Source organism: Chitinophagales bacterium (genome assembly GCA_013816805.1).
Classification (GTDB): Bacteria; Bacteroidota; Bacteroidia; order Chitinophagales; family UBA10324; genus MGR-bin340.
This window is the reverse complement of the sequence record JACDDS010000027.1, coordinates 1-11,261: the sequence shown is the minus strand read 5'-3', so window position 1 is coordinate 11,261 and position 11,261 is coordinate 1. Positions and strand designations below refer to the sequence as shown.

Annotated in this window: 14 protein-coding genes; 3 read left to right on the top strand and 11 right to left on the bottom strand. The window is 37.0% G+C overall.

Features of this window, described 5'->3' with window-relative positions; translation table 11 throughout:
* Nucleotides 1-93 precede the first annotated feature (93 nt).
* Nucleotides 94-348 carry a hypothetical protein gene (locus H0W62_15210; GenBank protein ID MBA3649866.1) on the top strand — a complete coding sequence of 85 codons (255 nt, stop codon included), beginning with the start codon at nt 94-96 and terminating at the stop codon, nt 346-348.
* 96 nt (nt 349-444) lie between these two features.
* Here H0W62_15210 and H0W62_15205 read toward each other — a convergent pair whose 3' ends face one another.
* Together H0W62_15205 and H0W62_15200 are read right to left on the bottom strand one after the other, a co-directional pair.
* Nucleotides 445-951, bottom strand: a complete 507-nt coding sequence (locus tag H0W62_15205; protein ID MBA3649865.1) for a hypothetical protein — start codon at nt 949-951, stop codon at nt 445-447.
* A 30-nt stretch (nt 952-981) separates the two neighbouring features.
* Nucleotides 982-1,590, bottom strand: coding sequence for a transposase (locus H0W62_15200; protein ID MBA3649864.1), 609 nt, complete (start codon nt 1,588-1,590; stop codon nt 982-984).
* A gap of 164 nt (nt 1,591-1,754) precedes the next feature.
* Here H0W62_15200 and H0W62_15195 point away from each other — a divergent pair, with 164 nt between their 5' ends.
* The gene (locus H0W62_15195) at nt 1,755-2,915 is read left to right on the top strand and encodes a formimidoylglutamase (GenBank protein MBA3649863.1); all 1,161 of its coding nucleotides are present in this window, start codon (nt 1,755-1,757) and stop codon (nt 2,913-2,915) included.
* A 76-nt stretch (nt 2,916-2,991) separates the two neighbouring features.
* Nucleotides 2,992-3,786: a class I SAM-dependent methyltransferase gene (locus tag H0W62_15190; GenBank protein MBA3649862.1), complete on the top strand. Its 795-nt coding sequence runs from the start codon at nt 2,992-2,994 to the stop codon at nt 3,784-3,786.
* Nucleotides 3,787-3,840: 54 nt separating this feature from the next.
* On the opposite strand, the gene H0W62_15185 is transcribed toward H0W62_15190, so the two are convergent.
* From H0W62_15185 to H0W62_15145, 9 genes are all read right to left on the bottom strand, one after another.
* Nucleotides 3,841-4,272: a T9SS type A sorting domain-containing protein gene (locus tag H0W62_15185; protein MBA3649861.1), complete on the bottom strand. Its 432-nt coding sequence runs from the start codon at nt 4,270-4,272 to the stop codon at nt 3,841-3,843.
* Between the two features lie 242 nt (nt 4,273-4,514).
* Complete coding sequence (locus H0W62_15180) at nt 4,515-5,870, bottom strand: alkaline phosphatase family protein (protein ID MBA3649860.1); 1,356 nt, start codon at nt 5,868-5,870, stop codon at nt 4,515-4,517.
* 184 nt (nt 5,871-6,054) lie between these two features.
* Nucleotides 6,055-6,327, bottom strand: coding sequence for a DUF4242 domain-containing protein (locus H0W62_15175; GenBank protein MBA3649859.1), 273 nt, complete (start codon nt 6,325-6,327; stop codon nt 6,055-6,057).
* 396 nt (nt 6,328-6,723) lie between these two features.
* Nucleotides 6,724-7,206 (bottom strand): nuclear transport factor 2 family protein, encoded by a 483-nt coding sequence (locus tag H0W62_15170; GenBank protein ID MBA3649858.1) that lies wholly within the window; start codon nt 7,204-7,206, stop codon nt 6,724-6,726.
* Between the two features lie 128 nt (nt 7,207-7,334).
* Entirely contained in the window at nt 7,335-7,757 is a 423-nt protein-coding gene (locus H0W62_15165; protein MBA3649857.1) for an SRPBCC domain-containing protein, read from the bottom strand.
* Between the two features lie 105 nt (nt 7,758-7,862).
* Nucleotides 7,863-8,531, bottom strand: coding sequence for an FAD-dependent monooxygenase (locus tag H0W62_15160; GenBank protein ID MBA3649856.1), 669 nt, complete (start codon nt 8,529-8,531; stop codon nt 7,863-7,865).
* 158 nt (nt 8,532-8,689) lie between these two features.
* Entirely contained in the window at nt 8,690-9,448 is a 759-nt protein-coding gene (locus H0W62_15155; GenBank protein MBA3649855.1) for a hypothetical protein, read from the bottom strand.
* Nucleotides 9,449-9,574: 126 nt separating this feature from the next.
* Nucleotides 9,575-10,219 (bottom strand): FMN-binding negative transcriptional regulator, encoded by a 645-nt coding sequence (locus H0W62_15150; protein ID MBA3649854.1) that lies wholly within the window; start codon nt 10,217-10,219, stop codon nt 9,575-9,577.
* Between the two features lie 465 nt (nt 10,220-10,684).
* Nucleotides 10,685-11,074 (bottom strand): DUF1211 domain-containing protein, encoded by a 390-nt coding sequence (locus tag H0W62_15145; GenBank protein ID MBA3649853.1) that lies wholly within the window; start codon nt 11,072-11,074, stop codon nt 10,685-10,687.
* Nucleotides 11,075-11,261: the final 187 nt, after the last annotated feature.

The window sequence follows — 11,261 nt, the reverse complement described above, 5'->3', positions numbered from 1 at the left end:
CTTCTATAAAACATTTACCTTGACACTAAAATGCAAGGTGGTAAACTTTATTTCTTTACTGCAACAGATCCTTCTAAAATTAGACAGCGATTTATGAAATATACAGCACAGGTAATTATTGAAGACTTAAAAAGAAATAGAAACTCACTGTTATATCATTTGAAGGTTGACGCAGCAGACAGAATCTATCAGGTATGGGAAAGAAATCCATTAGCAGTAGAATTGTTTACTGAAAGAATTATGTGGCAGAAGTTAGAGTACATCCACAATAACCCTGCAACAACCGTTGGCGATTGGCAATGTATCCCGAAGATTATCGCTTTTCATCTGCGTCGTTTTATATTTTGAATAACAGTGGATGGGATTTCATCACACATAGCAAGGAAGCATAAAGCGATATTAAAATCCAGCACAAAGGTTGTTGGTCTGCCAAACACTTATACATCAACCAAGACCAACAATGGCAAAAAATTCCAAATTTTCACCAGGTTGCAAGCGAATGACTTTTACTACCTTGCCCAGTGTGTTGTATATTATACAAAGAGTAAAGCCATTAAGTCTATTAATAGAAGGTGATAAGTTAACCTTAAAATTTTTTCCATCACTGGAAAAGATATCAAATAAATTTTGATCAGTTAAAAAAGATGAGTCTGATAAGCCTCTGGCAAGCGGACTCATTTGGCAATTATTTGGTGGGGGGCCGGTGGTAAATGATCTGGTAGCACAGCTTGAAACACCGCAAGCATTTTGCAACTGAATGGTATAGGTATAGCTTCCATTAGGATCTAATGGTGACATGGTGCTATAAAATAAAGACCCAATTTGCTTATTCATCCCGGGTGACATATTTGTGCAGGAAGTACCTTCGTTCCAAAGTCCTCTCAGGTTCATCAGTTTGTACGTTCGGTTCTTCCTCGCGGCAGGAAGAAGACCATTTACTTGTTTGTCCATGGTCGGCGTCCTCGCCGACCATCATTTGATTCACTTAAATATAATCAATGTAATCGATAAGAAAGGGAAACTCTTCTCATTCAATAAATAGAATCGCGCTGAGGAAAAATTGTATTGCTCGGGCAGCGAAACCAGGCACCATCTCCCGGATATTGGATTTAAATGCATGTAATCTAATTTCTGCAGTACAATAGCCCGGCTCATCACTTCAATAGTGCGGGACCGTCTCTCCCAAAAATGATACTTTCTGTCATGTTGTGTTGAAACATATTCATTGAGCATTCCGGGATCATTTAGTGCCAATTGCTTTTTAAATGCATGTGCTGTAAAGCTTAACAGCATATTTTCAATTTTGGCAACATCATAATATGGATATGGAGACCATAACAGATGAATATGGTTGGGCATAACGATAAAGCCATGAATTCTGGCGCGTTTAGTATCTTGAAGCCATTGTAAAGAATCTGTAACAATCTTTTTATAAACGTCATTAAAAACAAGCTTCCAGCTATTGATTGTTGCAGTAAAGAAAAACATTCCTAAAGTTAACGGATCATTTGAATGGTCGGCGAGGACGCCGACAAGGGGTAGAAAATCAGCGGAGACAAATTTGCTGTTGCTTAATGGTTCGCTGGTCAATAACTTTCAGATTCAGACATCAAAAGCCGACAATTAAAAGTATAAACATCGTCTTCAGTTTTTGATAGCTGAAAGCTGTAACGCGTGAATAATCGCTGGTACCATAAAGTTTTGCCTTTCATTCTTTTTCAATATCTATTTTTACTTCCTTTAAAAAACGCAGGATGCTTGAAGAATTCTTAAGAAATGCCAATGAAGAATTGTATTCCAGGGAAAACTATAATCCTTTTCAATTAGGCACTCACATATTGCATGGTGCTATGGTTGCAGGTGATTCGGAAGGAATTGACATAGCTCTGGTTGGTGTTAAGGAGGATCGCGCTTCTGTTAAAAACAATGGCTGTGCACTGGCGCCGGATGAAATAAGGAAACAACTATTTGCGCTTTCAAAACCAAATTATGAAATAAAGATATCTGATGCAGGAAATATTGAGAAAGGAGAGACTATACGTGATACCTATATAGCCTTGAGCCGGGTGGTAAATGAATTGCTTCGAATGAGAATTATTCCAGTAATTATAGGAGGGAGCCATGATCTTACGTTCGGCCAATTCGGTGCATATTATGATCTGAACCGCATGATCAATATTTCTATTATCGACAGTATGATTGATTTAAAAGAAGATCATCATGATATTGATGATGAGAGTTTCCTGATGCAGATATTTCAATATCAACCCTCTTTTATTTTTAATGTGAACCTGGTTGCTTACCAAACGCACCTTACATCGCAGCACGCCATAGAGATAATGAATCATCTTAATTTCGAAAGTTACCGGCTTGGCAAAGTAAAGATGGATTTAAATGAAATGGAACCCGTGCTTCGTGATACTAATCTTTTTTCTCTTGATATGTCAGCGATACGGTATGCTGATGCCCCTGGAAACAGGAATACAACACCTAATGGATTGTTCGCTGAAGAGGTTTGCCAGCTGGCCCGGTTTGCCGGTCAAAGCGATCAGGTAGACTCTTTTGGAATATATGGCTGCAACCCAACTGTAGATGTGCGCGATCAGAGTGTACAGCTTGCTGCCGATATCATCTGGTATTTCATAGATGGATTCTATAACAGGAAAAACGATTTCCCGAAACATGAGGAACCTGATTATATGAAGTATACTATACAATTTAAGGAGAATAAGTATGAAATGAATTTCTGGAAAAGTAAAAAAACTGATCACTGGTGGATGGAAGTACCTGCCGGAGGAGAATTGCGTAACCGGAAAAAATCATTTATGATTCCGTGTTCTTATACTGATTACCAGACGGCGCTTCGTGAAGAAGTACCGGAGCGATGGATCAAAGCATATCAGAAGCTTTCATAAGATTTAGCTATTGAATTAATACACTTCTATTTTTTCAGAATTAAAACCAGTCCTTTCTGGTTTAAGTGCCCCATTCATGTACGAATTTCATCGCGATAAAAAAAAATATTTCAGCTATCAATACCAAAATGCTATTGATTATGTAATCCCATTCATTGAAAAAATTTTACCCCTGCAAAAGGGAATGCGTGTGATAGAAATAGGTTGTGCAGAAGGCGGCGTGTTGAAAGCATTTATTGAAAAAGGCTGCAATGGGGTAGGTGTGGAGCTCAGCCCCACCCGTGCCGGGCTTGCACAACAGTTTCTGCGTGATGAGATTGAACAAGACCGCGCTGTAATTATTATTAAAAACATCTACGACCCCTCATTTAAAAAGGAATTTGAGGGAAGTTTTGACCTTATTATTTTAAAAGATGTAATTGAGCATATTTTTGATCAGGAAAAACTAATACATCAGCTTAAGGGTTATTTAAAGCCAGGAGGGAAAATTTTTTTTGGCTTTCCGCCCTGGTACATGGCTTTTGGTGGTCACCAGCAGCTTTGCAAGAATAAGTGGTTATCTAAAATCCCCTATATGCATTTATTTCCTGAAGCGCTGTATAAAAAAGTACTACGGTGGGGAGGTGAATCAGGTCCGGTCATCAATGAGTTGATGGAAATAAAACAGACCGGCATTTCGATTGAAAGGTTTGAAAAAATTCTTTCCATACTTAAGTGCCGGATCGACAATCGCACGTTTTATTTAATCAATCCAATCTATAAATACAAATTTGGCTGGAAGGTTTCGAAGCAAAATAGCGTGGTGGCTTCCATCCCGTATCTCCGTGATTTTTTTACTACCGCCATGTATTACCTCGTAACCCCTGAATGAATTCATCTTGATTATAGAGTACAAGATTACCATTCACCAGGGTATAAAAATCATTTACAGCCGTATCATTTGCTCAGTAACCCATTTATTGTCTCCAATCAGTTTGAGGTAATAAAGACCCGGATTTAAATTGGAACCGTCGTAAGAAATGGTATGATCACCCGCCGTCAGTTCACCAGTGTAAATAACGGTTATCAGGTTACCCATCATGTCAAGAAGCTGAAGATTCACCTGCAGGGTCGTACTAACTGACATTTTAATAGTCGTTACAAGTTTATATGGATTGGGATTAATACTAAGGCCAAGCAGCTCATCATCATCTATAATTACAATAGAATTTAGCTGGGTGCTTACGGTTGAATTATCAGTGCTGTCAAAAGACATTACTACTGAAAGACTGTCTGAAGTAACATCCTGGGAAAAAGAGGAAAAGCTAAAAGAAAGAAGGAAGATAACAGAAAAGAGAATTGTATAAAGTTTTTTCATTGTTTGAATTAGTTTAAGATGATTCAATCATTAAAAAAAAATTAAACAGTACAGAATACCATGGAAACCCACTTTGCACACCATCTTAGTATTCTGATACATAAAATAAAAGGTATTGGTTTAAGAAATGAGTAAGAAACAAAGCGGAACCGGCATTCCGGACAATCAGGCAGGCACAAAAACAAAATTATGCAAATTATCTGATTGCCAAAAACTTAATAATCAGGATGGATTTAGCATTCTTATTTATAAGTAATATCTGACTGATGAATCTCGTAGTTCCAGGCTTGCATATTATCAACCGTAATAGCAGACACCGAAGCAATGCGATTATTACGCGCTCCCGTTACTGTTATTTTAATAAAATTCTGATCCAGCACAGCTTTAGGCACTACCCGGAAGGCATTATTCGCTTCTTTTCCTTGGGTAAATTTTGGATTGAAGCGTGAAGTAAAAGCCGAGCCCGTTATATCGAACAGTGGATAGAAGCCATCTGGCTGCACTTTAATAATTTCGGATATATGGCGGTCGCCGCTTAAAAATACGACTCCGTTTATTTTATTTTCCCTGATAAACTTAAGCAGGCCATCAAATTCTTTCTGATAATGTCGCCACGATTCAAAATCATTTAAGGGGTTTAACACCTGGCTTCCACTGCATATAAATTTAAATGTTGCTTTTGAGTAAAGAAGTGAATTTTCCAGCCACTCAAGCTGCCGGTTACCAAGATAATGTTTGGCTGCACTTGAATCGTTCATCTTGTCATCTGACCGGTAAAAGCGATCGTCTGTTAAAAAAAAGTCACAATCAATGTAATTAAAATGGGTATACACACCAGGATTATCGCTTTCTCCATATGTTTCATTTCCCCAGAAATCTTTAAATGCCTGCAAGGAAACATCCTTTAATTCATAACAGGAGCCAATATCATTTGGTCCGTAATCATGGTCATCCCACGTTGCGTAATTAGGACGTGAGGCCAGAAGTCTTCTCAACTGAGGTATTTTCCGATCGTGTGTATACCGATAGTACAGCCCGGACCGCGATGTATTATCTGCCTCACGGGTATACATGTTATCGCCAAGCCAGATCATAAAATCTGAGGGTACACATGCCATGGTATCGAAGATTCCCGGATCGCGCCCATAAGGTTCACCCGGCCTGTCATAAAGGGCATCATTAATATATGCGCAGGATCCAAACAAAAAAGAAAAATCGGGAGCGGGCTGCCTGAATTCCCAAACCATCTTTGTTTTAAATGTAAGAGGAAAGGTGAAAACTTGCTTTTTGTCATTAAGATAAATTTCATATTGATACCGTGTGTTCATATCCAGAAAGGGCAATATGATTTTAACGGGATTATAGCGCTCCCCTAATCTGCCATCATATGTAATTGTATTAATTGATGCCGGGGCCTCTTCCTGAAAATATTTTATTTGAATTTTTTTAACAGCTGGTGTAGTCTCCAGCCATATCAGCGCCTCACGGTGTTGTACATATCCGAGCATTGGCCCGCAAATGAGGAGGGTACTATCCTGTGCAAATAAATAATGGATATTAAAAAAAATAAAGATCGCAGTAAGGTTTCTAAAGAGCATTACGGAAATTTAATCCGCGAAAATAGAGAGAAAGTCGTAGCAATTAACGAAAGCTTATACAACATTTTTTGTGCTTAAAGTATGTGCCAAACGGGTTGTGGCAGTGCTATTGACTTAAACCTTCAGCCATAACAATAGTACAACCACTGTTTTCAAAAGTGATTGATTTCGGGAGAAATAAGAATTATTCCGCAGTTATTGGTTCTATAATAGCAGCTACCTTACTTACTGAATTTGCAGGAAATCCACCTTGTTTTGCATGCTCGCGGACCATTTGTTCATTTGGCGCAACATAGATGCAATATATCTTATCATCTGTCACATAGCTTTGTACCCACTGAATTTGCGGTCCCATATTATTTAATACTCCACAGGAAATTTGTGAAATATTTTTTAATTCTTCAGCAGATAGTTTACCTGCACCGGGAATTTCGCGCTCAATTACATATTTAGGCATAAGTAAAAGTTTTAAATTTTACACAAATGATTCTTGTAATAGTTCCTGAATTTGCCCAGGCAGCAAATACTTTAAAATTACCGATACATTTTCCAAAGTATAACTAATCAAAATTAATATTTATTCGGAATGTATAAAAGCCTTCTGTAAGAATACTAAACTGCAAAAGAAGCCGAATATTTGTTGTAGGGACGGATATGTAGCAGTTTTCCGAATGTAAGTGGCTTCATCTGAAAAGTATTTTTCTGTTAATATAAACTGCTGGCCTTGCAATTTCTGCAGAATCTGATTGCTGATTTTACCGGCTATGCTTGCTCTATCCTGTTTTTGTAAATCATAAAATGCCATTGCTGTACAGGTAATTTTTTTCTTTACAATTCAAATTCATGTTCATAATTAATGATCGTAGCTTATCACTCTAGATATTTTCCAAAGTCCATTCTTGTTCTGCCAAATCATAAGAAATTTAAAAATTCCAATCTCCTCTTTCCCGTTTTCCAGATGTCGAAACCGATGTACCCCGATCTCTATAGCACCATAATTCTTAACAGGATGTACTTCCAGGCTACCTTGCACTAATTCACGCGTAAGCCTGAATGGTTTTTTAAAAGTGGTTGCAAAATTTTCAAAAACAGTTTCATAAGAGAGTAAACCGCCGTTATCCTGGAACCATTCCAGGTCTTCTGTGAAGTAGGATTTTAATGCACCCATATTTTGCGCATTGAATGCTGTAAATAATGCGCTGTCCATATATGCTATTTGGTTGTATAATTCCGGAGTGGTTGCGGCTATTTTATTTTCCTGTGAGTAGGCAGAATCAACAAATATTAATGATGCAAGAAATAAAAAGACTGATGGAAAGAGTTTATATAAAACCATAAGAGTGTCTTTACAGCTTATTCATCTAATAGATTATTTCGGATTATTTTAAGGATTTGTTGTTCAAAAGAATGCAGTAATTACCTCAATGGTTGAAATTTGTAGTCCAGCTAACTGTACAATAAATACTATGGCTCTGTTTCTGCAATCTGTTTTAATGAATTCAAAACCGGGTTTTCGTTCTGAGGTTCCTCCTGAACTGCGTTGGGCCTGTTATCTTCCTGAATAATCTGAAGTTTAACCAGCCCGTTTTCTTCTGTAAGGACGTAGTTCATAATACTATAATTTTCAGGCTTGTCCTCCAGACCTGGGCGCGGTGCATACAGACTATATTGTAAAACATTCTCCGGCTTAAATGCTAGTACTTTCCCCCACTGTTCGAATATTTTACCTTCCCACTCTGTTCTGAATCTTATGTCACTACCGACTGCCCAGTTTGTTACCAGGTCACTACCATATTGCCAAAGCTTAACATATACAGGTTGTGTAAGAATATCCCAAACCCTTTGCCTGGTGGCATTAATCTTTATTGTTGAAACGTTTTTTGCCATTTTTATAATTCTTAATTTTTTATAAAGTATTTGATTCGGTTACACTTTCAAAAACTGAAGATAGAGATGAAAGGCGTAATTAAAGCTTAATTCTTATTTCGCAATTCACAATAATAGCTTGCGTATTGCATCCCTGCATTTTACAATGTCTTTACCGATGTATGAAACGTAATTGTCAGGCCGCAATAGGACATAGAATTCAGCAGCATTTCCAAATACCGTGGCAGGAATTTCATTGAATGAGTGAAGAGTCATTTTAATCCCTGCATCATTAAACAATTCCCTATTCATATGCTTGCTTCCAAAATACAGCAACTTAAAAACAGGTTCGGATAAATAGCTGAATATTTGTTTGCGATCAGAAAAAATAAAATAATGCATGCGATCTCCTGCTTTCACTTTGCCAATGGAGCTTTCAGAGGTAAGGTAACTATCAGGGTAAGCAATTCCGATCTGAGATAGTAAAGGAAAAATTTGTCGCCGTACAAGCTTGCTTTTGGAAACCACAGTGAGAAATAGAGGGAAAAAGGTTAGCCGCAATGTATTCCAAAAGCGATTAACCCCCGACATTATATCAAGAATTCGATCCGTTGTTTCGAGCAGATGCTTTGCATTTTGTGTGCGTTCTGTATTATAAGTGTTTAAAACTTCAGCATTCACCTCGCCTCTTATCATATAAGCAAGTTTCCATGCCAGGTTATAAGCATCCTGTATACCTGTGTTCATACCTTGCCCTCCAGCCGGCGTATGAATATGTGCAGCCGGCACCGGCAATAACTACCTGGGTTTTATTAATAGGGGAGTCGTCCATGTTTTAAAAGTTAATTCATTGCTGCCTAAAGGAAGATGTATTAGGTAAGTTGAATTCTGCTTGCTGCGATTATTTCTAATGTGCCCTTAAAAAGGTTGCCTAATTCTGATGTATAAGTGGTTTATTCATCACTCATTTCCAAATGATATTGTTTCAGAATAAAGTGCCTTGTGATATTTGCTTTTTCTTTTAATTTGATAACAGCCAGTTTAATAAGGATGCTAATGTTTTTTATTCTTTGCACACTTATGATAGCGGTATTAATAGTTTCATCATCAGTGTTTCTAAGTTTCATTGGCTCTTTTATTCTCAATATAACATTGTTTGTTGTATCAGTAAGTTTACCATAATCAATCCCATCTAATAGTTTATCGGTTGTATTTGACAACTCGCTTATACGTTCAATTAATAGACCATCCAAATATTTAATGTTATCTACATCTCTATAATAACTTACCATGCTATCGGAAACGCTCTTATTTAAAATAAGCCGCATACCGCCTGCATTTCTTAATTGAACAATAGTTCGATCATTTACATTAAAAGGGCGATAGCGTACTATATTACGGAAGTAAAAGTAAATATCATTAATACCTTCATTTTTAGTAGCACTGCCAAGCAACATGATAAGGGAGTCGGCTATCTTTTTTTTATTGTTAAAGCTGATTAACGTTTCCTGCAGGTAATCATTATCAGCGTCGAGGTCTTCAACAAAAGATTGTATATATTGTTTTTCCCTATTATGTTCTACATTATTCTCCCGCTGATTTTCTGCAAGAAAACCAAGAAAAACAGCCAGGAACAGCATAAAGAACTCTAGCAGGTATTCAACCCATTTCTTTTTGTGTATCACATGGTGTGGATGTTTATGTACTTCCATATTTTCTGTTTGAGTTTCAATCGTGACTGTTACAGGCTGCTCATTTTCAGAATTAAATTCTATTTCCGGAATCCATTATGCGGCGTGATGTGAAATGAAACTTGTTTAAGAAGAAATTACAGTATCTCACTTAGTATCTTCTGGAAATAATTCCTTTGTTCTCTTTTCCATTTCTTCTGCAATCACCTTCGCACTTCCGCCTTGCTGAGTAAGCTTCTCTTTAATATGTTCATAGCTTTCCGCATCCCTGTCCTGGCTTAATTTAAAAACATTGCTCAACTCTGTAACATCAATTTCAAAAGCAACAATCGCTTTCATTATCTTTTGCCTGAACTCTTCCGGTAGATTATCAAAAACCGTTGCCGATTGCTTATTGTAACCTTCAAAATGCAGCGAAGTTTTTCTAAGAACATCGGCTAATGCCTGGTCGTCTAAAAACCGAATGATGCCTTTTGCATGCACACTCATATAGTTCCATGTAGAAGCGGTATGAGGGTTGCTGTACCAGGTACCGCTTACATAAGTGTGATCACCGGTGAAAACCACAAGCACATTTGGATTATGCAAAAATGCCTTATGGTGGTCCGTATTTTTCATTATATGGCCTCTTAATATTTGTTTTGTACCTTCTTGTTCGATAAATACTGGTACTTGTGTTGCAACAGGCTTGTTTTCTGCATCGCATCCTGTTAAAAAAGCAAATGGATGCTCGTCTATAAATTGTTTAACTACATGTTCATTCTTTTCTTTGTAATAGGGAAGATCGTACATAGTTATTGGTTTTTATTTTTAAGTTTTTGGCGTTTAATCACTCAGGTAAAACACGTTTTAAAATACTATTGCAATCAACAGAAAAGTATGCTGACGTGAAGGATACAATCGTGAATTTTGACTGGTGAGTCAAACTAATTTATATATTGGATCTGCTTAAAGTTAAGTCACTAATGTGAAGCAAGTGTTGCTGATAGCGATTTCAGCAAATAACTTTTAGATGCAGATATGTAGCAATTAAGCCATTCAGTTAGCAAGCAATTGAGCGATCCTGCATTTAGTCTTTTATTAATTCAGCTTATGATTTTTTATTTCCTTCCGAATTTTTATTTAAAATCTTTGTTGCAACTTCTTTAGGAAATGCAAATACACAAAACAGGATCAGGTATAGAATTATTACAGCGGGGATAGAAATAAGACAGATCAAAAAGGCAAATAGGGTATAAATGATACCATATCCGTATGTTAATTTAATACAATTAAAAAATTTTCTGCGTCTTCGTCTATAAGATTTTTACTGTACGCATATGCGCAAATACTGTATGCTGCAATAGCGATTAAAAAGTAATTAAAACCAAAAAGAGCTAATGCACTTTTGCCTTCCGTTGCGAGGAATTCAGCAAGAATAGCTGTCGGGAAAGGGGTTAAGGTTACCATGAATAATAAAAACCCATTGATCCACATAAATTTACTATCTACTCTATAGATATAATTAAAAGCGTGATGATGGTTTATCCAGCAGATCAGAATAGTAATAAAGCCAATTGTAAAAGCCAGCAGAGGTTCCCAATTCTGGAAAATGGATGTAAATAAGCTTACACTATTTTGCGGGTGGAGAAACTGAATCAATTCCAAAACTAAAAGTGTAATGTGTAATGGCAATGGAAAAAACTCCATCGCTGAATGCCTCTAACCTGTAAAAGCTAACATTTAATCTGACAGACAGGGATTAACTTAGAGTTGAGTTAACACAATTCATTAACCCCTAAACTGTCAGAAATGAAAACTGAAATCAAGTTAGTAAAAACAAAATTAGGACTGC

Coding starts and splice junctions, on each gene's coding strand:
- H0W62_15175 (MBA3649859.1), bottom strand. CDS start 6,327: ATGCCTAAATATGTAATTGAGCGCGAAATTCCCGGTGCAGGTAAACTA.
- H0W62_15180 (MBA3649860.1), bottom strand. CDS start 5,870: ATGCTCTTTAGAAACCTTACTGCGATCTTTATTTTTTTTAATATCCAT.
- H0W62_15165 (MBA3649857.1), bottom strand. CDS start 7,757: ATGGCAAAAAACGTTTCAACAATAAAGATTAATGCCACCAGGCAAAGG.
- H0W62_15190 (MBA3649862.1), top strand. CDS start 2,992: ATGTACGAATTTCATCGCGATAAAAAAAAATATTTCAGCTATCAATAC.
- H0W62_15210 (MBA3649866.1), top strand. CDS start 94: ATGAAATATACAGCACAGGTAATTATTGAAGACTTAAAAAGAAATAGA.
- H0W62_15150 (MBA3649854.1), bottom strand. CDS start 10,219: ATGTACGATCTTCCCTATTACAAAGAAAAGAATGAACATGTAGTTAAA.
- H0W62_15170 (MBA3649858.1), bottom strand. CDS start 7,206: ATGGTTTTATATAAACTCTTTCCATCAGTCTTTTTATTTCTTGCATCA.
- H0W62_15205 (MBA3649865.1), bottom strand. CDS start 951: ATGGACAAACAAGTAAATGGTCTTCTTCCTGCCGCGAGGAAGAACCGA.
- H0W62_15195 (MBA3649863.1), top strand. CDS start 1,755: ATGCTTGAAGAATTCTTAAGAAATGCCAATGAAGAATTGTATTCCAGG.
- H0W62_15155 (MBA3649855.1), bottom strand. CDS start 9,448: ATGGAAGTACATAAACATCCACACCATGTGATACACAAAAAGAAATGG.
- H0W62_15185 (MBA3649861.1), bottom strand. CDS start 4,272: ATGAAAAAACTTTATACAATTCTCTTTTCTGTTATCTTCCTTCTTTCT.